The 19787-nt window shown below is 62.2% G+C and carries 19 protein-coding genes; 11 read left to right on the top strand and 8 right to left on the bottom strand.

Translation table 11 applies throughout. The features are described from left to right. Positions 1–114 precede the first annotated feature (114 nt). Positions 115–2076 carry an EAL domain-containing protein gene (locus tag O9K64_RS03730; protein ID WP_275096742.1) on the bottom strand — a complete coding sequence of 654 codons (1962 nt, stop codon included), beginning with the start codon at positions 2074–2076 and terminating at the stop codon, positions 115–117. 82 nt (positions 2077–2158) lie between these two features. Then, entirely contained in the window at positions 2159–2860 is a 702-nt protein-coding gene (locus O9K64_RS03725; protein ID WP_275096741.1) for a transglutaminase-like cysteine peptidase, read from the bottom strand. A gap of 176 nt (positions 2861–3036) precedes the next feature. Here O9K64_RS03725 and O9K64_RS03720 point away from each other — a divergent pair, with 176 nt between their 5' ends. The 4 genes from O9K64_RS03720 to O9K64_RS03705 all read left to right on the top strand — a co-directional run bounded on the left by O9K64_RS03720 (position 3037) and on the right by O9K64_RS03705 (position 7748). Then, a complete protein-coding gene (locus O9K64_RS03720) occupies positions 3037–4761 on the top strand; it encodes a proline--tRNA ligase (RefSeq protein ID WP_275096740.1) in 1725 nt (574 codons plus the stop codon). Between the two features lie 71 nt (positions 4762–4832). Continuing rightward, positions 4833–5348 (top strand): 3-hydroxyacyl-[acyl-carrier-protein] dehydratase FabA, encoded by a 516-nt coding sequence (gene fabA, locus O9K64_RS03715; RefSeq protein ID WP_275096738.1) that lies wholly within the window; start codon positions 4833–4835, stop codon positions 5346–5348. A 404-nt stretch (positions 5349–5752) separates the two neighbouring features. Continuing rightward, complete coding sequence (gene cpdA / locus O9K64_RS03710; RefSeq protein WP_275096737.1) at positions 5753–6598, top strand: 3',5'-cyclic-AMP phosphodiesterase; 846 nt, start codon at positions 5753–5755, stop codon at positions 6596–6598. A gap of 124 nt (positions 6599–6722) precedes the next feature. Beyond that, entirely contained in the window at positions 6723–7748 is a 1026-nt protein-coding gene (locus tag O9K64_RS03705; RefSeq protein ID WP_275096736.1) for a hypothetical protein, read from the top strand. A gap of 280 nt (positions 7749–8028) precedes the next feature. On the opposite strand, the gene O9K64_RS03700 is transcribed toward O9K64_RS03705, so the two are convergent. Both O9K64_RS03700 and O9K64_RS03695 read right to left on the bottom strand, forming a co-directional pair. Continuing rightward, positions 8029–8286, bottom strand: a complete 258-nt coding sequence (locus O9K64_RS03700; protein ID WP_275096822.1) for an acylphosphatase — start codon at positions 8284–8286, stop codon at positions 8029–8031. Between the two features lie 8 nt (positions 8287–8294). Continuing rightward, positions 8295–8762, bottom strand: coding sequence for a TlpA family protein disulfide reductase (locus tag O9K64_RS03695; protein ID WP_275096735.1), 468 nt, complete (start codon positions 8760–8762; stop codon positions 8295–8297). 346 nt (positions 8763–9108) lie between these two features. Between O9K64_RS03695 and arsC the strand changes: the two genes are divergently transcribed. The 3 genes from arsC to hda are packed head-to-tail and all read left to right on the top strand — an operon-like array spanning position 9109 to position 10787. Beyond that, a complete protein-coding gene (gene arsC / locus O9K64_RS03690) occupies positions 9109–9456 on the top strand; it encodes an arsenate reductase (glutaredoxin) (protein ID WP_275096734.1) in 348 nt (115 codons plus the stop codon). After that, positions 9456–10052, top strand: a complete 597-nt coding sequence (wrbA, locus tag O9K64_RS03685) for an NAD(P)H:quinone oxidoreductase (protein WP_275096733.1) — start codon at positions 9456–9458, stop codon at positions 10050–10052. The genes arsC and wrbA overlap by 1 nt, the downstream gene beginning before the upstream one ends. A 3-nt stretch (positions 10053–10055) precedes the next feature. Continuing rightward, positions 10056–10787, top strand: coding sequence for a DnaA regulatory inactivator Hda (gene hda, locus O9K64_RS03680; protein WP_275096732.1), 732 nt, complete (start codon positions 10056–10058; stop codon positions 10785–10787). A gap of 193 nt (positions 10788–10980) precedes the next feature. On the opposite strand, the gene O9K64_RS03675 is transcribed toward hda, so the two are convergent. Both O9K64_RS03675 and O9K64_RS03670 read right to left on the bottom strand, forming a co-directional pair. Further along, positions 10981–11538, bottom strand: a complete 558-nt coding sequence (locus tag O9K64_RS03675; RefSeq protein ID WP_335342226.1) for a CDP-alcohol phosphatidyltransferase family protein — start codon at positions 11536–11538, stop codon at positions 10981–10983. 42 nt (positions 11539–11580) lie between these two features. Beyond that, positions 11581–12645, bottom strand: a complete 1065-nt coding sequence (locus O9K64_RS03670; RefSeq protein ID WP_275096731.1) for a DUF2066 domain-containing protein — start codon at positions 12643–12645, stop codon at positions 11581–11583. A 253-nt stretch (positions 12646–12898) separates the two neighbouring features. Here O9K64_RS03670 and purM point away from each other — a divergent pair, with 253 nt between their 5' ends. Genes purM through O9K64_RS03655 form a run of 3 tightly spaced genes read left to right on the top strand, consistent with a single transcriptional unit; the run spans position 12899 to position 15359 of the window. Further along, positions 12899–13951 (top strand): phosphoribosylformylglycinamidine cyclo-ligase, encoded by a 1053-nt coding sequence (gene purM, locus O9K64_RS03665; RefSeq protein WP_275096730.1) that lies wholly within the window; start codon positions 12899–12901, stop codon positions 13949–13951. Further along, positions 13948–14616 (top strand): phosphoribosylglycinamide formyltransferase, encoded by a 669-nt coding sequence (gene purN, locus O9K64_RS03660; protein ID WP_275096729.1) that lies wholly within the window; start codon positions 13948–13950, stop codon positions 14614–14616. The genes purM and purN overlap by 4 nt, the downstream gene beginning before the upstream one ends. Then, positions 14613–15359 (top strand): DUF3108 domain-containing protein, encoded by a 747-nt coding sequence (locus tag O9K64_RS03655; RefSeq protein WP_275096728.1) that lies wholly within the window; start codon positions 14613–14615, stop codon positions 15357–15359. Before purN ends, O9K64_RS03655 begins: the two co-directional genes overlap by 4 nt. A gap of 10 nt (positions 15360–15369) precedes the next feature. Here O9K64_RS03655 and O9K64_RS03650 read toward each other — a convergent pair whose 3' ends face one another. Together O9K64_RS03650 and apbC are read right to left on the bottom strand one after the other, a co-directional pair. Further along, positions 15370–15891, bottom strand: coding sequence for a deoxycytidylate deaminase (locus tag O9K64_RS03650; protein ID WP_275096727.1), 522 nt, complete (start codon positions 15889–15891; stop codon positions 15370–15372). Between the two features lie 93 nt (positions 15892–15984). Next, positions 15985–17076 carry an iron-sulfur cluster carrier protein ApbC gene (gene apbC / locus O9K64_RS03645; protein ID WP_275096726.1) on the bottom strand — a complete coding sequence of 364 codons (1092 nt, stop codon included), beginning with the start codon at positions 17074–17076 and terminating at the stop codon, positions 15985–15987. A gap of 337 nt (positions 17077–17413) precedes the next feature. On the opposite strand from apbC, the gene metG reads away from it, so the two are divergent. After that, entirely contained in the window at positions 17414–19453 is a 2040-nt protein-coding gene (gene metG, locus O9K64_RS03640; protein ID WP_275096725.1) for a methionine--tRNA ligase, read from the top strand. The last annotated feature ends 334 nt before the right edge of the window (positions 19454–19787 follow it).

Below are 19787 nucleotides of genomic sequence, written 5' to 3'. Positions count from 1 at the left end.
GTGATACTCTTCAAGGATGGGTGAAAGGATACCGCTTTCTGCCAAAAGAATTCGACGGTAACCCCGAAGGCATGGATGTCTTCGGGGTTTTAATTTGCCCGGAATAAAGAGCCCCTACTCGGGCCGGCCAATAAAGTAGCCCTGGGCGCCGTCCACATGCAGCGATGGCAGTATCTTCCAGACCGATTCGGTCTCAACCGCCTCCGCGATCACGACAATTTCCAACCCATGGGCGATCTCCGCCAGGGCCTGCACAAAGAACTGATTATCGCTGTTTTCCTCGATGGAGCGCATGAAACTGCCGTCGATTTTCAGATAGTCGACCTTCAGCGAGCGCAGATAGGCCAGGGAGCTGAAGCTTCTGCCGAAGTGATCGATCGAGAGTTTCGCGCCATAGCCGGCAAGCAACTCCAGCAGCGCCGTCACCCGGTCGATGAACGACACCACCCCGTACTCGGGCAGCTCAAAGATGAGCCGCGGCGCATGGTCACGGTGTTCGGCCAGTTGACCCGACAACCACTCGACAAAACCGTCCGTCGAGATCGATTGGAGCGACAGGTTCACCGCATAGCGGGTCTGCTCATCCGCCGAGTCCCGCAACTGCCGCAACAGCCGGCTGATCACCGCCTTGTCGATATCCACCGCCATCCCCAGACTCTCCACCTGGGGCATGAACAGGCCCGCGGTCAGCAGTCTGGAATGATCGGGGTTTTCAAGGTCCTGGGGTATCCTGACCAGCACCTCCTGATGCAACAACTGCCGGTCTCCACACGCAACCACCGGCTGATACTGCAGGCGTATCCGGTCACGTTCCACCGCCTCGCCGATAAACTCGCGCCATTCGGCGGCACCCCGCACCCGAACGACTTCAGTGGCGTCCAGACGACTGAAATGCCAGCCATTCGCCCCCTGGCGCTGGGCGCTACGCAACGCCATATCGGCTTCCGCCAACAGCTCCGAGGCGCTCTGGCGGCCGTCGAACCAACCGATACCGACATGTCCCACATCCGGATTATCCAGCTTGCCGCTGGCGTACAGCCCGGCCAGCGCCGCCACCAGCTGTTCGGCAAGCGGCGCCACCTGATCATCCGCGCACTCTTCGACCAGCAACGCGAAATCGGCGCCCGCCAGGTGGGCGAGCTGGCTTCTGGGCCACTGTTTCGAAACCTTTTCCAGCTCCCTCGCGGCGGCCTCCAGCAAGGCATCGCCGGCACTGTACCCGCGCTCGTCGTTATAGCGCTTGAAATCCTTCAACTGCACCAGACAGAGAAGTCCGTGAGAAAACTCCTCGGTCGAATCGATCTGGTTTACCAGCAGATCCATAAAAAAGCGCTTGTTGGCCAGGCCGGTCACCGGATGCTGGTAGGCCTGCCGCCTGAACCCGGCGGCCAGGCGCTCCAGTTCGTCCAGCATCTGCCGCACCTTGGCCGACATGCGGTTCATCGCCTCGACGATGCGCCGGATATCGGGCGTCCTGGGCAACGGCTCAAGGATGGGGAACTCGCGGTTGCAGATGGCATCGGCCTGTCCCTCGACGGATTTGAGGGGACGCAATACCCGCTTCAGCAGCAGCACCCCAATCAACAGCGCGATGGCGGCACTGACCAGGAACCAGCGCAGCATGCCGGCGATGTTCTGCCACAGCTGGCGGTAGGCGTAGCCGGGATGACTGCGGACCAGTACCTGGCCGCGCTGCACCCAGCCATCCATCAGGGCCGCCGTGCCCTCGGGCGTGGTCAACGGCAGGGCATCGATAAACCACTCGGGCACACCCTCGAGCTGCACCGGCAACACCCGGTCGACCAGGGGCTTGCCCTGCATATCCTCGATCCGGATCGAGCGATAGAAACCCCGGTCGAATATGACGTCGGTCATCGAGGTGATGGTGGCGAGATCCCGCTCCGCCAGGTAGGGCGATATCGAGAGACCGAGCGAGGTGGCGGCATCCTGGGCGTGCGACTCCAGCTGCTTCTCCAGATAGTCGCGAGTGTTGTGCACCGAGATCAGGAAGGTCCCGAGAAAGACCAGCAGCAGCAGGGTGGCGATCAGCACCATCAGTTGTTTAGACAAGGTCATAATAGTGTCCGCGGGTTGCACACCCCGGGCCTCCACCTGTTGTTTTTAGGTTGTTTTGTGAAAAGAGTGTACTGAACACGCTTCATTGCGCCATCTCCCGGGCCATTCTCGCCTTCAGGTCCTGCCACAGGCTGATGCGGCTCGATGATCCCACCTTCTCGCCCCGCCCGCGGCTCTTGGCCAGCCACAGGCCCTCGGCGTTGAAGCTGTAGACCGGCGCCAGGTCCCCGCGCTTGTCGGCGGAGAGGATCTGGCCATTGAGATTATCCAGCACCAGGGGCACCCCGCCCGCCTCCGGGTAGTAGGTCAACACCATGTGCGCCTGATCCAGTTCCAGCGCCTTGACATACATGATGCGCATCTTCTCCTCCGGCACGCCCATCTCCCGCAGGGTGAAGTATTTGGCGATGGAGTAATCCTCGCAGTCGGCCTGACCCTTGCCCAATGCTTCCACCGGGGTGGCCCAGTAATCGTTCTTGCCCCAGATATTCAAGTCGGAACGGTAGGTCAGCTGATTGAAGAAGTCATTCACCAGGATCAGCTTTTCGGCTTCGCTGCCGCCCTGATGACGCTCCATCAGCGCCTGCCACTCGGTCATCCTGCGCGCCGCCGACTCGCCGTATTCCTGCCCGGCCCACTGGATCAGCGCCGTGCTGACCAGGGCCTCACCCGCCACCAAGCCGCACAGCAGGAGCGCCAGGGCCAATACCAGCCCGCGGGTCCGGTAGCGGCGGCATCCGGAGCGGGTGGGATTGAGTCGGCCTGTGGCTGATGTGATTGGCAAAGGGCTACCGTTGGCGATATCTGATTCCACTAATGGTTTTCGGCCGCTCCGGGAAATGCTGTAGCGGCCATGAACGAAGATCGGACTCTATAAGATAGTCGTTATTCATTTGTCCCGATCATGGCATACCGTTAGAATAAGCGCATTTTGCACCATACCCCCCTTGGACACCGGACATGCGCACATCCCAATTTCCCCTTCAGACCATCAAGGAGACCCCCTCCGACGCCGAGATCAGCAGTCACCAGCTGATGCTCCGGGCCGGCATGATCCGCAAACTCGCCGCCGGTCTCTATACCTGGCTGCCACTGGGCCTGCGGGTGCTGCGCAAGGTCGAGGCCATCGTGCGCGAGGAGATGGATCGCTCCGGCGCCCTGGAGGTGCTCATGCCCTCCATCCAGCCGGCCGAGCTATGGCAGGAGTCGGGACGCTGGGAAGAGTACGGTCCGGAGCTGCTGCGTCTCAGCGACCGGCACAAGCGGGCCTTCTGCTACGGCCCCACCCACGAGGAGATCATAACCGATCTGGCGCGTAACGAGCTGCACAGTTACCGGCAGCTGCCGGTCAACTTCTATCAAATCCAGACCAAATTCCGTGACGAGATCAGGCCCCGTTTCGGCGTCATGCGCGCGCGCGAGTTCCTGATGAAGGACGCCTACTCCTTCCACATCGACCAGGCCTCGCTGCAGCAGACCTACGACCTGATGTACCTGACCTACAGCCGCATCTTCAGCCGTTGCGGCCTGGACTTCCGCGCGGTACAGGCGGACAGCGGCAGTATCGGCGGCAGTGCCTCGAAAGAGTTCCACGTATTGGCCGACTCCGGTGAGGACGCCATCGCCTTCTCCACCGCGAGCGATTATGCCGCCAATATCGAGACCGCGGAAGCGGTGGCGCTCGGCGACACGCGCCCGGCACCGGGCGAGGCGCTGCGGCTGGTCGACACCCCCGATACCCGGACCATCCAGGACCTGGTGGGGCGGTTCGGTCAGCCGATCGAGAAAACCGTCAAGACCCTGATCGTGGTGGCGGCCGAGGGGCAGGCATCGGCCTACGTCGCCCTGCTGGTGCGAGGCGATCACGAACTGAACGAGATCAAGGCGGAGAAACTGCCCGAGGTCGCCGCGCCGCTCACCTTCGCTACTGAAGAGCAGATCCGCGAGAGCATAGGTGCCGGGCCCGGTTCACTGGGGCCGCTCAACCTGCCGATCCCTTGCATCATCGACCGCACTGTCGCCCTCACCGCCGATTTCAGCGCCGGCGCCAACCAGGACGACAAACACTACTTCGGCATCAACTGGGAGCGCGACCTCCCCACCCCCCAAGTGGCCGATATCCGCAACGTCCGCGAGGGAGACCCCAGTCCCGACGGCAAGGGCGTGCTGACCATCGCCCGGGGTATCGAGGTGGGGCACATCTTCCAGCTGGGCAACAAGTACAGCGAGGCGATGAAGGCCAGCGTCCTGGATGAAAACGGCCGCAGCCTGATCATGGAGATGGGCTGCTACGGCATCGGCGTCTCGCGCGTGGTGGCGGCGGCCATCGAACAGAATCACGACGCCAGGGGGATCATCTGGCCGGCGGCTATCGCCCCCTTCCAGGTGGCCCTCTGTCCGATGAAGATGGATAAATCGCATCGGGTACGCGAGGCGACCGAACAGCTCTACCAGACCCTGACCTCGGCCGGCATGGAAGTGCTGCTGGACGATCGCGGCGCCCGTCCCGGGGCCATGTTTGCCGACATGGAGCTGATCGGCATTCCACACCGTATTGTGATTGGCGAGCGCAGCCTGGACGAGGGCAGGCTGGAGTACCGCGGCCGCACCGACAGCGACAACCGCATGATCGAGATAGAGCGGATTTTACCCTTCCTGCAGGAACAATTGAGCCCACTAAACTGAAGCGGCATGCGTCAGTAGTGCGCCCCGATCCTGAAGACAAATGAAGACAAAAACCTAGAGAAACTGGATTCATGGCAAAAGTAGAAAGCTTTACAAGAGATCAGCTGCTGGAGTGCGGCCACGGCAGAATGTTTGGCGAGGGCAACGCCCAGCTGCCGGTCCCCAATATGCTGATGATGGACCGGATCACCCACATTTCCGATGAGGGCGGGCTATACGGCAAGGGCGAGATTCAGGCGGAACTGGACATCACGCCGGATCTCTGGTTTTTCGCATGCCACTTTCCCGGCGATCCGGTGATGCCGGGCTGCCTGGGGCTGGACGCCATGTGGCAGGCGGTCGGCTTCTATCTCGCCTGGCTGGGCAATCCGGGACATGGCCGGGCGCTGGGTGTGGGTGAGGTGAAATTTACCGGCCAGGTCCTGCCCAGCGCCAAGAAGGTGACCTATCAGATCGACCTGAAACGGGTCATCACCCGCCGCCTGGTGATGGGCGTCGCCGACGCCGTGATGAAGGTGGATGGACGGGAAATCTATACCGCCAAGGACCTGCGGGTCGGCCTGTTCGTCTCCACCGATAACTTCTGATCCCCGCCACGGTTGCCTGATCGGGCCGGATCCCTGTCCGTGGGCAGGATCCGGCCCGCCGTTTGTCCTTTCCGCGAAACAACTTGCGAAGCGCATCTGTCATGCTCGATGCGGTTCGTTGCACTCACCTCATCCTACGAACTGATTAATATTCCCATACTGTAGGCTGGATGGAGCCCGCTCCATGGGAGCGTGACAGGCGCACCGCCCCCGACGGGCGGAATCCAGGGCCGCCGGCCCGCCGGAGGACAGGAAGTAAATGTGACACCGTTCGCAAAAAAGCAGCTTTCAGAGGAAATATCCCGTTAGCGGACATTTATTGCAGCATCCATCACACCCTTATCTGATACAAATTTGCCGTTCATGACTTAATATTCAGCTATATCGGTCGAAACCTGTTCTATATGGCCCAAGATATCATCAATCTCATCAGTCAGAGACCTGAATCCAGCCGGCGCCCAGGGGCCCTGAGGATTCTGCAGATCACTGACTGTCATCTGCATGCCAATACCGAGTGGAAGCTTGCAGGCATCAATACCCAGATCAGCTTTGACTGGGTGATGTCGTTGGCTGAACAACAGAAAGCCCAGACCGATCTATTGCTGTTGACCGGCGACCTGGTCCATGACGCCTCCCCCATCGGTTACCGGAGACTCCGGCAGCGGGTGCAGGAGTTCGGTGTCCGGGCCTGCTGCCTGCCGGGAAATCATGACAAACCGGAGACGCTCAACGCGCATATGCGGGGCGGCCTGGTGGATGTTCCCAAACAGGTGAAGCTCGGCAACTGGCTGATCATACTGCTCGACTCCACCCAGCCCCATTCAGAGGGCGGGCACCTGAGTGAGCGGGAGTTGCGGACCCTGGATAAACTGCTGAGCGATAATCCGGACCGGCACGCGCTGATCGCCCTGCACCATCACCCGATACCTATCAACAGCGCCTGGATGGACGAGATGGCGCTGGACAATCCGCGGCCGTTCCTCTCCCTGCTCGAGCGGCATGACAATGTGAAGGGGGTGATTTGGGGCCACATCCATCAGACCTTCGAGACCGATCACCACGGGATCAGGATGCTGGGGACCCCCTCCACCTGCATCCAGTTCATCGAGAATCAGGATACATTCGGTATCAGCACAGCACCGCCAGGATTTCGCTGGCTGGAACTGCAGCCCGATGGCCGCATCGACACCGGTGTCGAACGAATAGCCGCCCTGCCCCCGGGACTGGACCTCAAAACCGCCGGTTACTGAACCGGAACCCCGCCCCCGACAAGCAGCTCCCGACAGCGACAGCCGCCCCTTATTCCAGTTATGATAGTCCTAATGACAAGAACCGGAACACCTGCTAATCCGGTCATTTCTATGGAGTATAACCATGCAATGGTCCAGCCTCGGCGCCTGCTGCCTCGCACTGGTAATGAGCACTGCACGGGGGGATGAATTGCCCGGCGCCGCAGCCGGCAACGGCTGGCGACCCCTCGATGCTCCCCCGGCCTATCAGCCATCCGTAACATCGAGCCCGACGGATATCCCGCTGCTGCAACAACCGGCCAATCCGGCCGCCGCCGGGTATCCCGCCGACAGCTATCCGGCCCCGGCGGCCGATGCGCCCGCCGATATCCCCTCTGGCAACCCCTACAGTGGCTCTTTTCCGCCCGACGGTGTGGCGGGAGCACCCCCTTACGGCTACAACACCTATGGCGAGCAGGACCCCTATGGCTCCTATCAGCCACCCTACCCAGCGACAGATTATCCCGGGGAATGGAGCACGCCGGTTGCACCGGGCTACCCGAACGGTTACTACCCGACACCCGCCTATGGCTTCCCCTACCCCTATCAGGAGGAAACCGCGCCGGCATACGTCCCCGATGGCGTACCGCCGGGCTACGCCTATCCGCCAGGCTATGCCGATGGCTATGGGGGTTATGGCTATGGAGAGGGGTATCCGGGACCCGCAGGGCCGGCACCGGGTTACACTCCAGATTACTATCCGGGCGATTACTATCCAGGCGATTACTATCCGGGGAATCAGGGCGGCTACGCCACCCCACCGTCCCAACAGCTCCAGCCGATACCGGGATACGAGCCATGGCTGCCGCCCGCCTATCCGCAGGGCGGGGAGTATCCGGCAAGCGGAGCGGCCGGTTATCCGGGCTACGCACAACCACCGAACCGCCCCCCGGAACAGCGCCAATCCCAGCCGTCTCCGGCGCAATCCCCAACTCGCCCCACAGCGAACGACCGGCAGCAGAACGCATGGCGCCCACCAAGCCGTGGCGGCTCCCCGGTACCACCCGCCCCGGCGCTGGGCGGCGGCTACACGGTGAATGGCGCCCCGGCCGTATTCAGGCCCTGGAGCGATCCGGTTCCGGAGACTGGCCCCGAGCCCCTCCCGAAATAGCGTCGCCGGTACTTAGGGCTCGCGCAAGAATAATTTCGCAGTACCGAGGGCGTCGCCGGGTTACCCTGGGCGCCACGCTGGCAAGGCACGCTTTGCAGGCAATGGCCGCTCCCGGCCATTGCATCCTCGGCTCCGTAAACGGTACATCCCTGTACCACTCCTCATGGCCTCCGCGGCATAAGTCCATCCCTGGACAAACCCGTTCCCTTGCCAAAAAGCGTAACGCCGCCAGCGGGGTCCAGTGACGACCGAATACCGAAACTTATTTTTGCGCGAGCCCTTAATCTATGGTGAAATCCGCCAGTTCACGCGGGGGGACCGGTTCACTGGAAACCCCCTCCACCCTGGCATTGGCTGGTCCGCGGGTCAGCCAGCCGCGTAGCTGATCGACCGCTTCCGCTTCGCCGCAGGCCAACACCTCGACCCGGCCATCGGCCAGGTTCCTGGCATATCCGGTGATCTTCAGTCGCTCGGCCTCAAACCGGGTCGAGGCACGAAAGAACACACCCTGAACCTTGCCCGAAACCCGATATCGCATACAGATCGTCACTGGACAACTCCTGCTTCTGTTGTTTTCCCCGCCCGGATGCCGGCGCCCCGTTCGATCAGTTGTTCGATCATCCCGGCGGTGAGGCTGCCGACATGCCGGCTGACTATCTCACCCTCCGGCGAGATGAGCAGCGAGGTGGGCAGCGCCGCCACCCTTCCCAGGGGAGTATAGCCATCAACCGGCGCCAGCAGTATGGGGTAACTGATGAACATCTCCTCGACAAACTCGCTGAGCCGCTGTGGTTCCAGATCATCCATATTGATACCCACCACCTGTGCATCCCGCTCCTTGTGTGCCAGATGAAAAAGCTCCAGCTCCGGCATCTCCGCAATACAGGGCGGACACCAGGTAGCCCAGAAGTTTACCAGCAGCCACTTGCCACGAAACTCCGACAGCGACCGATCCCTGCCCGCCAGATCGGGAAGGGTGACATCCACCGCCTGGACAGCGGGGGCGAAGAGCATCAACAGCACGGCCCACTTTAGGGCTCGCGCAAGAATAAGTTTCGGTATTCGGTCGCAACTGAACCCCGCTGGCGGCGTTACGCTTTTTGCCAAGGGAACGGCTTTGTCCATGGATGGACTTATGCCGCGGAGGCCATGGATGGCCGGGAGCGGCCATGCCTGCAAAGCGTGCCTTGCCAGCGTGGCCCAGTTACGCCCTCGGTATTGCGAAATTATTCTTGCGCGAGCCCTTAGTCGACCCGACCACCGCCGCATTCTATTAATAAGCACACCCATCGAAGCTGTTTCAACCCCCGCGGTTTGGTTACAATGGACGGCCACAAGCCGGACAGGAGTTGAGATTACCATGACGGTAAAGATCTATCACAATCCACAATGCAGCAAATCCCGCCAGACCCTGCAGATCCTGGAAGGGGAAGGGGTGGAGGCCGAGGTGATCGAGTATCTGAAACAGCCACCCAGCCGGGAAGAGCTGATCGGCATCCTCAAGGCGCTGGGCCTGAAACCGCGCGAGCTGATGCGCCGCGGCGAGGCCGAGTACCAACAGGCCGGGCTGGATAATCCGGAGTTGTCGGATGAACAGCTGATCCAGGCCATGCTGGACCACCCGCGGCTGATCGAACGGCCGATCGTGGTTAAGGATGGCAAGGTGGTGATCGGGCGTCCGCCCGAGCGCGTACTGGACATACTCTGATGGCTGACATACTGGTGCTTTACTACAGCCGCTACGGCGCCACCGCCGCCATGGCCCGGCAGATCGCCCGCGGGGTGGAAGAGGTGGCGGGTATGCAGGCCAGGCTGCGCACTGTGCCGCCGGTCTCAGCGGTCTGCGAAGCGACCGAACCGGCCGTCCCCGACAGCGGCGCCCCTTACGCCACCCTGGCCGACCTGGAATCCTGCGCCGGACTCGCCCTGGGCAGCCCGACCCGGTTCGGCAACATGGCCGCACCGCTGAAGCATTTTATCGACAGCACCAGCTCCCTCTGGCTAAGCGGTGTCCTGGTCGGCAAACCGGCGGCGCTATTCACCTCCACCTCCAGCATGCACGGCGGCCAGGAGACCACCCTGATCTCCATGATGCTGCCGCTGCTGCATCACGGCATGTTGATTGCCGGGCTCCCCTATACCCAGACCGAGCTGCTGCACACCGCTTCCGGCGGCACGCCCTACGGCCCGAGCCACCTGGCCGGTGTCGACAGCAAACTGCCGCTCACCGAAGATGAGCAACAGCTCTGCCGCGCCATGGGTAAAAGAGTGGCCACCATTGCCAGCAAACTGAGCGCGCCCTGATCCATGTCGAAGCAACTCGCCCTCGGACTCACCCTGCCGGAGAGTACCGGCCTTGAGAGCTACCTGCCGGCCTCCAATCAACAGGCGGTATCCGATCTGGCCGCCTGCGCCGGGGGTACGGGCGAACCGTTCATCTACCTCTGGGGAGCGCCGCAGACCGGCAAGAGCCACCTGCTGCAGGCCGCCACGCAGCTGGCCGACCAGGCCGGACGGAGCGCCCTGTACATACCGCTCGACCAGGCCACCCAGCTGTCGCCGGCGATCTTCGACGACCTGGAGCAGCTGGACCTGATCTGTCTGGACGTGGTGGAAGGCATCGCCGGTAATGCCGACTGGGAGCAGGCCCTCTTTGGTCTGTTCAACCGGCTCAGGGAACGGGAAAAATCCCTCCTGGTTGCCGCCCGCTGCAGCCCGCTGAATCTACCGATCAGGCTGCCCGACCTGGTGTCCCGCCTGAGCTGGGGTCTCTGCTATCAACTGCAGCCGCTGAACGACCAGGACAAGATTCAGGCATTGACCGTGGTGGCGGCCCGCCGCGGCCTGCCGTTGAGCGACGAGACCGCCCGTTACATCCTGCGCCATACCCAGCGTGACATGGGGTCGTTACGACGGTTGCTGAAACGGCTCGACCAGGCGTCGCTGGAGGCGAAGCGCGGACTGACCATTCCATTCATCAAGGCCTTCCTGGAACAGCACCGTAGCCTGGATGAAGCCGCCATTCCCCCGACAGGATAAACCGCATGCGCCCACGGCGGCGGAATCCGGGGCAGCCCGGCGCAACGCCGCCCTGGATTCCGCCCGCCGGGAGCCGTACGCCTGTTAATCTCCCATGAAGCGGGCTCCATCAGGCTACAAATCGCGCTGCCCAAGATGCCGGTGAGCTTGCGAACCGCATCACTCGCGGTAACGCTTGATGCGGTTAAGTGCCTCAACTGTCCTTCTGGTGTGCCATGGCCAGCCGACTCCAGACCCAGACATAGTTGACCCCGCTGGCGAGCGTGGTCGCCATCACCACCCAGACCAGGCTGTCGAGCAGCACCCCCGGCAGCGATACCAGTCCGCGGTCCAGCACCACCGCCAGCACCAGTACGATCTGGGAAAAGGTGTTGATCTTGCTGATCAGGCTGGGGTTGGCGGTCAACTCCATCACCCGGAAATGGTAGACCAGGGCACCGGTCACGATCACCAGATCGCGCAGGATCACCAGCATCACCAGCCAGACCGGGATGATATCGATCAGTGCCAGGGTCAGATAACTGGAGACCAGCAACACCTTGTCCGCCAGTGGGTCCAGCAGACCGCCGAGCTGACTCTGCCAACCGTAGTGTTTGGCCAGATAGCCATCCAGGCCATCCGAGATCCCGGCCAGGGCAAACAGCACCAGCGCCACGCCGAACTGCTGCTCCAGCAGCATCCAGACAATCGGCACCGACATAAAGATACGCAATATACTGATCAGATTAGGTATATCTTCGCGTTTCAGCATTACTACCCTGTCGCCATGGAAGACTCGTCGATTACGCCGAGGTTACCGCATACGGTAGAAGAGATCGACTCCCTCCACCAGCGACTGCGGCGCATCCGGCAGGTCGGTGACCGGTTCGATCACGCCGCCCAGGGAAAGTCCCTGTTCCAGTACCTGGATACCGCCGCGTACCTGCAGCTCAAAGATCACCGCGTCCGGCTCAACGGCGATCATATCGGCCCGCACAACCGAACTCTGGGACTGGAGCAAACGTCCCACCCCGGCATACTGCGCCAGCGCCGTCACCCCACTCACCCGCAGCCTGATCCGGGACAGATTCGCCTCCCCGCCCACCGGCGCGTAGCGCTCCGCCAGCAGATCGCTCACATGCTGTGCCCCTTCACGGGCCAGATCGACAAGATTGCCACCCTCATCACCCCAGCTGGTGGTGCGGTCGCCATGATAGAGACGCCAGGTCACCCGCCACAGCCGCCCGGAGATTTGGGTCATCCGGCCGGTGACGATCAGATCGGGCATATAGCGCTGCGAGGCGCGGCGGATATTCTGCTCGAAATCCCCCCACAGATCGGCGACCTGCACAGCGGCCTGGTCCTCCAGATCCATCAACGGCAGGATCAGGGGGACACCGCGCTGATCTGCCGTCACCGTCATGGCATTGACCAGGGCGGCATCCAGCTCGGGACGCATCACCCGGCGCTGCCCCTGGCTCTCGATGCCGAGCCAGACCAGGCCCGAGGGGCGATTCCCCCCCCACACCGGCAGCCGCCGCTCTCGCAGCAGGCGCTGCACGGCGGCGCTATCGAACTGCACGGTCAACAGACGGCCGCTCGCCCCCCCGGCACCCAGCCGATAGCGGAACTGCTGCACGTAACGGGTCGCCTGGGCGATATCCTCCTGCAACTCGGGGCGCTGAGGCACCGTCCGGTTGCCCGTCACCTTGATCAGCATCCGGGCAAAGGCGCGACGGATTCCATCGGTCCGCTGCTCCACGGATTGCCCCGCTACCGGCACCTCCGCACTGTACAACCCGGTTACCTGACCGGCCATGGCGGTCGCGCCATACCCCATGCACAGCCACAAGAGCAGTAGCTGAATTGACTTTAGCAAACGATGCGTGAGCTCCGATGAACAACTGGACATGTAATTTAGAATCCGACTGACGTGATAATCCGGTCGATTCTAGCCTGACCTCAGCCGCAAATCCATTCGCGCCCCCGGGACCGCCCGAAGTCACCCGGTTAGCGGCTGGAAAAAACACCCGTCATCCGTTCCAGTGGTATAATTCCGCTCCTTTTGCCTGATCCTGGCCCGTGGATTTGGTAGACTCAACAACTGCAGCACGTTCTCTTAGGAGTGATCAGTGGATCAGAACAAGACCGATTCCGCCTCTCTGAGTTACCGGGACGCCGGTGTCGATATCGATGCCGGCAACAGCCTGGTCGAGCGGATTAAACCCATAGTGAAAAACACCTTCAGACCCGGCGTCATGACCGGCCTGGGGGGATTCGGGGCGCTCTTCGAGCTACCGCTGGACCGCTACCGGGAGCCGGTACTCGTCTCCGGCACCGATGGCGTGGGAACCAAGCTGCGCCTGGCGCTGGCCCTGCAGAAGCACGACACCATCGGCATCGATCTGGTCGCCATGTGCGTCAACGACATCATCGTCACCGGCGCCGAACCGCTGTTCTTCCTGGACTATTATGCCACCGGGCACCTCGACGTGGACGTCGCCAGCAGCGTGATTGCGGGCATTGCCGAGGGGTGCCGGCTCTCCGGCGCCGCCCTCACCGGCGGCGAGACCGCCGAGATGCCCGGCATCTATGCGGCGGGCGATTACGACCTGGCCGGCTTTTGCGTCGGTATTGTGGAGAAATCCCGTATCATCCAGCCGGACCGGGTGCAGCCTGGCGATGTGCTGCTGGGTCTCGCCTCCTCCGGACCCCACTCCAACGGCTACTCGCTGGTGCGCAAAATCCTCGAGGTCTCCGGTGCCGATCTGCAACAGCCCCTGGGCGACACCACCCTGGGCGAGGCCCTGCTCACCCCGACCCGGATCTACGTGAAGTCGCTGCTGGCGCTGCACCAGGCGATCGATATTCACGCCATGGCACACATCACCGGCGGCGGGCTGCCGGAGAACCTGCCCCGGGTCCTGCCGCAGGGCTGCCGCGCCTTGATCGACGGCAGCTCGTGGGAACGGCCGGCGGTGTTCCAGTGGCTGCAGGCACAGGGCAATGTGGTGGAAACGGAGATGCTGCGCACCTTCAACTGCGGTGTCGGCATGGTGGTCTGTGTCGCCGAGGGGGATGCCGACCGGGCCATCGCACTGCTGCAGGCCCAGGGGGAAACCGCCTGGAGACTGGGCCGCATCGAAGCCCATGACGGGGCGCCGAGCGTGGAACTGACGGCGTGACCGAACAGCGGAAACTCCCCATTGTGGTGCTGCTCTCCGGTAGCGGCAGCAACCTGCAGGCAATTATCGACAGCGCCGCCGACGATCTGCCAGTGGAGATACGCGGGGTGGTCAGCAACCGGGCCGACGCCTTCGGCCTGGAGCGGGCCCGCCGGGCGGCCATTCCCACCCGGGTGCTCGATCACACCGGCTACCCGGACCGGGCGGCGTACGACCGGGCGCTGATAGCGGCGATCGACGAGTACCAGCCGGCCCTGGTGATCCTGGCCGGCTTCATGCGTATCCTGACACCGGACTTCGTCAAGCACTTCCAGGGACGGCTGCTGAACATTCACCCCTCCCTGCTGCCGAAGTATCGAGGGCTGCACACCCATCGGCGCGCACTGGAGGCGGGCGACCGGATGCACGGCGCCAGTGTCCACCTGGTCACCGAGGAGTTGGACGGCGGCCCGGTGATTCTGCAGGTGCGCGTGCCGGTGGAGCCGGGCGATGACGAAGCTGCCCTGGCTGCCCGGGTACTGACCCAGGAGCACCGCATCTACCCGGCCGTGATTCGCTGGTTCGCCGAGGGACGGCTGCGGGTGAACCGGGGCGGGATCGAGCTGGATGGCGAAATACTACAGGGACCGATGGTCATGGAATTCAACCAGGTAACCGCTGGATGAGCGCGCGTGGGGCGGGGTTGCTGCTTGGCCTGTTGCTGACGGCCCTGGCCCTGTCGCCACCCGGAACCGCCGGGGCAGAAACCGGGCAGCCGCTCAGACCCTTCAGAGCCGAATATCGCCTCAGCATGGGGAACCTGGTCATCGGCCGGGCCAATATCACCCTGCGCCTCTCCGGCGAAGGCCGTTATACCTACCGGGCCTACACCACCCCGGTTGGCCTGGTGGCGGTATTCCGCGATGACGAGATCACCGAACAGAGCCAGGGCCGGGTGGTCAACGACCGCATCATCCCCAGCCGCTACCTGTACACCCACAAGCGGCCCAAGCGGACCCGCCAGGTGAACCTCGACTTCGACTGGCAGGCCGGCAAGGTGGCGAACCAGAGCGCCGACTCCCACTGGAGCATGGAGATTCCCGAGGGAACCCAGGACAAGTTCAGCCAGCAGCTGGCGCTGATGCTGGCGCTTAATCGGGGTGATAAGGCAGCCGAATACCAGGTGGCCGACGGCGGGTTGCTCAAGCGCTATCGCTACACCGAGGTCAGCCGGGAGCCGGTCGCCACGGAGTCGGGTGAGTACCAGGCCATCAAGCTGGCCAGGAACAAGGGTGACCGTCCCTCCCGGGCCACGTTCTGGTTCGCCCCCAACCTGAACTTCCTGCCGGTGCGGGTCACCAAGCATGAAAAGGACGGCGACTACGTAATGGAGCTGGTCTCGGTCACCTGGCAGGACGGGGGGAGTTGAAAGGGTTAAATCAATCGCGCCGCAACAATCGGCTCATCACCGCGCTGAAAAAGCCGCCCGGCGCCACGGTGATGCGGGCGTCGTCCACGTTGATCTGTTCCAGATCGTAGCTGCTATACTCCACCCCCGCCTCCTGGTACATCTCCTGGGAGAGCTTCAGGTCCTCGGCCCAGCGGGAGAGAAAATCCTCGCTGGGTGAGATGCAGACAATCCGCCCGACCTCCTCCTGGATCAGCTTCGAGGCACAGCGGGGACAGGGGGGATGGGTGACGTAGACGGTGCAGCCGGTGAGATCCCGCTTGGCGAAGATCATGGCGTTCTCTTCCGCATGGATGGTCAGATTGAGCTTGCAGTTGCGATCGGCAAGGCGCTCGGTGCGATCCTCCACCCCCGCGGCAAAGCCGTTATAGCCTACCGAGACGATGCGGTTGCCATCGGTGATCACCGCACCCACCTGGGATGAGGGGTCCTTGCTCCAGGCGGAGATATGGGCCGCCAGTCCCAGGAAACGGGTATCCCATTTGACACTCATTCAGGTGGCCTCACTGGGGATCGGTGGGTGGTTGACCCGGATTGAGAGAAACAGCCGTGGTGGCGGCAACAGACACCACCACGGCGGACACACTCAGTTGTTCTGGATCACGATATTGGGGAACTTGGCCGCATAGCTCTTGGACTGCAGGGCCAGAATCGCCGTGGTCTTGCGAGCGATCTCGCGATAGATCTGGGAGATGCGCGCATCCGGATCGGCCACCACGGTCGGCTTGCCGCCATCGGTCTCCTCGCGGATACGGATATCCAGCGGCAGGGCACCGAGGAAATTGACCCCGTACTGCTCGGCCATGAGCCGACCACCACCCTCGCCGAAGATGTGCTCCTCATGGCCGCAGTTGGAGCAGATGTGGGTACTCATGTTCTCCACGATACCCAGCACCGGCACCTCCACCTTCTCAAACATCTTGAAGCCCTTACGCGCATCCAGCAGGGCGATGTCCTGGGGGGTGGTCACGATCACGGCACCCGATACCGGCACCTTCTGCGCCAGGGTCAGCTGGGTATCACCGGTACCCGGCGGCAGGTCGATAATCAGGTAATCCAGACTGTCCCAGTTGGTGTCATTCAGCAGCTGTTCCAGCGCCTGGGTGACCATGGGTCCACGCCAGATCATCGGCGTCTCCTCGTCGATCAGGAAACCGATGGACATGGCCTGGATACCGTAATTCTCCATCGGCTCCAGACTCTTGCCGTCCTTCGATTCCGGTTGCCCGGAGACACCCAGCATGCGCGGCTGCGAAGGCCCGTAGATATCCGCATCCAGCAGCCCCACCTTGGCGCCCTCCGCCACCAGCGCCAGCGCCAGGTTGACCGCGGTGGTGGACTTGCCCACCCCGCCCTTGCCGGAGGCGACGGCGATGATGTTTTTCACATTGTCGATCGGCTTGAGTGATTTCTGCACCGAGTGGGCGGTGATCTTCCAGTTCACATCCACCTCGACCGCAGAGACGCCCGCCACGGCGGTAATCCGTGCCTTCAGCGCATCGGCCAGTTCATCTCGGAAGCCCTTTGCCGGAAACCCCAACTCGACGGCCACCTTCACGGTGCCGCCATCGATCTCGATCCCCTTGATAAACTTGGCGCTGACCAGATTCTTATCCAGGTGGGGCTCGATGTAGCCCTTGATTGCCTCTTCGATCAACTCTTTTGTTACTTCAGCCATTGCATGCTCCTACGAGATGGCCTCGCAGGGAGGCCGCAAATTCGGGTGATGATGGCCGCGCATTCTACATTAAAAAATGCTTATGCCCAACCAAATCGCTAGGTCTTTCAACAGCCTAGATTGACAATTCTCCTTTCCGCCGCCATTAAATCCCTGTGATACTTGGCTTTTCCGAGAACTTTACGGCTGTCGACCGACGTTGACGACTTTTCGCATTCCCTTGAACTATGTGATAATTGCACGTTTTATTGGACGACCGGCTCGGGACATCGCCCAGCGATGCCCCTCGATACCCAGGCGCCCAGGTTTCTTTCCCTCCAGAGACAGCCGTGAAATCATGACTCAGACAGCGCGAAAAATACTGGTGACCAGCGCCCTCCCCTATGCCAACGGCCCGATCCATATCGGCCACATGGTGGAATACATTCAGACCGACATCTGGGTGCGATTCCAGAAGATGCGCGGCCACCAGTGTCTCTATGTCTGCGCCGACGACGCCCACGGCACCCCCATCATGCTGCGCGCCCGCCAGGAGGGAATCGAGCCGGAGGCCCTGATCGCCCGGGTCGCCCTAGAGCATAAGGCCGATTTTGCCGATTTCAATGTGAGCTTCGACAACTATCACTCCACCCACTCGGAGGAGAACCGACATTACGCCTCCCTGATCTATCAGCGCAACAAGGAAAAGGGAAATATTGCCAACCGCACCATCACCCAGGCCTATGATCCGATCGAGGAGATGTTTCTGCCGGACCGCTTCATCAAGGGCGAATGCCCGAAGTGCGGCGCCCGGGACCAGTACGGCGACAACTGCGAGGTGTGCGGCGCCAGTTACTCCCCCAGCGAGTTGAAGAACCCGGTCTCGGCGGTCTCCGGCGCAACCCCGGTGGAGCGCGATTCCGAGCACTACTTCTTCAAGCTGGCCAATTTCGAGGCCATGCTGAAGGCATGGACCCGGGGCGGCCACCTGCAGACCGAGGTGGCCAACAAGCTTGGCGAGTGGTTCGAGGCCGGGCTGCATGAGTGGGACATCTCCCGTGACGCCCCCTACTTCGGCTTTGAGATCCCCGACCATCCGGGTAAATATTTCTATGTCTGGCTGGATGCGCCGATCGGCTACATGGCCAGCTTCCGCAATCTGTGCGATCGCAGCGACGGCCTGGACTTCGATGAGTTCTGGGGCAAGGACGCCACCACCGAGCTGTATCACTTCATCGGCAAGGACATCATCTATTTTCACGCCCTGTTCTGGCCGGCCATGCTCAATGGTGCCGATTTCCGCACCCCGACGGCGGTCTTCTCCCACGGCTTCCTGACGGTCGACGGCCAGAAGATGTCCAAGTCACGCGGCACCTTCATCAAGGCGCGCACCTACCTGGACCACCTGAACCCGGAGTACCTGCGCTATTACTTCGCCGCCAAACTCGGCGCGGGGATCGAGGACATCGACCTGAACCTGGATGATTTCCAGGCCCGGGTCAATTCGGACCTGGTCGGCAAGGTGGTGAACATCGCCAGCCGCTGCGCCGGCTTCATCAACAAACGCTTCGAAGGAAAACTGGCCGATCAACTCGCGGATGCGGCACTGTTCCAGAGTTTTGCCGAGGCCGGTGGGCAGATTGCCGAACACTACGAAAAACGTGAATTCAGCCGTGCCGTCCGCGAGATCATGGCACTGGCCGACCGCGCCAACCAGTACATCGACGAGCGGAAACCCTGGGTCATCGCCAAGGAGGCGGGACGTGAGGACGAACTGCAGCAGGTCTGCTCCCTGGGGCTGAACCTGTTCCGCCTGCTGATCGGCTACCTGCGGCCGATCCTGCCGGCCACCGCGGAACGCTCGGAGGCCTTCCTACGGGTCGCCCCGCTACGCTGGGAGGCCCTGGCCACGCCCCTGCTGGGCCATGACATCGACCCCTTCAAGCCGCTGATGACCCGGGTCGAGCCGAACCAGATCGAGGCGATCATCACGGCCTCGAAGGCGGATCTGGAAAAACAGCCGGGGGCTGCGGCCGCCCCCGGCGGACCCCTGCTCGATGACCCGATCAGCGACACCATCGACTATGCCGATTTCGCCAAGGTGGATCTGCGGGTGGTGAGGATCGTCAAGGCGGAGCGGGTCGATGGCGCGGACAAACTGCTGCAGTTGACCCTGGACCTGGGCGGCGAGCAGCGCAATGTCTTTGCCGGCATCAAATCCGCCTATGAGCCGGCCGACCTGGAAGGACGCCTGACCGTCATGGTGGCCAATCTGGCACCGCGGAAGATGCGTTTCGGGCTGTCCGAAGGCATGGTGCTGGCGGCCGGACCGGGCGGGAAGGATCTGTTCATCCTCAGTCCGGACAGCGGCGCCACGCCCGGCATGCGGGTGAAGTGACCTGTATTGCATGACTTCTCAATGACTTGGCACAATCCATATCAGGATGCCGGTGAGGCACGAACCGCATCAATCGAGAGACCGGAAAGCGATGCGGTTCGCAAGCTCACCAGCATCCTGTCTACGTCTGAAGTTTGATTGCATGGGTTTTTGATAAGTTACCGAATAGCAAGCTACTGTTTCTAATGGGTAACTACTCACCCGGTCTGTATGTGATTGGCCTGCCTTGTTGGCCGATCTTGATCCAGCCATCATGTGAGGCCGGCAAGGTAGGCCTATCACCCCGTGAGTAGTTACGTTAATGGAATAACTGCGGGAAGGAAGCGACGACATT

Source organism: Sedimenticola hydrogenitrophicus (genome assembly GCF_029017505.1).
Classification (GTDB): Bacteria; Pseudomonadota; Gammaproteobacteria; order Chromatiales; family Chromatiaceae; genus Sedimenticola; species Sedimenticola hydrogenitrophicus_A.
Note: the sequence above shows the minus strand (reverse complement) of the source record. Positions and strands in the feature narration are given on the sequence as shown.

Excerpts from the sequence above, each read along its gene's own strand:
- arsC (WP_275096734.1), top strand. The coding sequence starts at position 9,109 with ATGACGGTAAAGATCTATCACAATCCACAATGCAGCAAATCCCGCCAG.
- fabA (WP_275096738.1), top strand. The coding sequence starts at position 4,833 with ATGGCAAAAGTAGAAAGCTTTACAAGAGATCAGCTGCTGGAGTGCGGC.
- apbC (WP_275096726.1), bottom strand. The coding sequence starts at position 17,076 with ATGGCTGAAGTAACAAAAGAGTTGATCGAAGAGGCAATCAAGGGCTAC.
- O9K64_RS03730 (WP_275096742.1), bottom strand. The coding sequence starts at position 2,076 with ATGACCTTGTCTAAACAACTGATGGTGCTGATCGCCACCCTGCTGCTG.
- metG (WP_275096725.1), top strand. The coding sequence starts at position 17,414 with ATGACTCAGACAGCGCGAAAAATACTGGTGACCAGCGCCCTCCCCTAT.
- O9K64_RS03650 (WP_275096727.1), bottom strand. The coding sequence starts at position 15,891 with ATGAGTGTCAAATGGGATACCCGTTTCCTGGGACTGGCGGCCCATATC.
- O9K64_RS03655 (WP_275096728.1), top strand. The coding sequence starts at position 14,613 with ATGAGCGCGCGTGGGGCGGGGTTGCTGCTTGGCCTGTTGCTGACGGCC.
- hda (WP_275096732.1), top strand. The coding sequence starts at position 10,056 with ATGTCGAAGCAACTCGCCCTCGGACTCACCCTGCCGGAGAGTACCGGC.
- wrbA (WP_275096733.1), top strand. The coding sequence starts at position 9,456 with ATGGCTGACATACTGGTGCTTTACTACAGCCGCTACGGCGCCACCGCC.
- O9K64_RS03695 (WP_275096735.1), bottom strand. The coding sequence starts at position 8,762 with ATGCTCTTCGCCCCCGCTGTCCAGGCGGTGGATGTCACCCTTCCCGAT.
- O9K64_RS03720 (WP_275096740.1), top strand. The coding sequence starts at position 3,037 with ATGCGCACATCCCAATTTCCCCTTCAGACCATCAAGGAGACCCCCTCC.
- O9K64_RS03700 (WP_275096822.1), bottom strand. The coding sequence starts at position 8,286 with ATGCGATATCGGGTTTCGGGCAAGGTTCAGGGTGTGTTCTTTCGTGCC.
- cpdA (WP_275096737.1), top strand. The coding sequence starts at position 5,753 with ATGGCCCAAGATATCATCAATCTCATCAGTCAGAGACCTGAATCCAGC.
- O9K64_RS03705 (WP_275096736.1), top strand. The coding sequence starts at position 6,723 with ATGCAATGGTCCAGCCTCGGCGCCTGCTGCCTCGCACTGGTAATGAGC.
- O9K64_RS03675 (WP_335342226.1), bottom strand. The coding sequence starts at position 11,538 with ATGCTGAAACGCGAAGATATACCTAATCTGATCAGTATATTGCGTATC.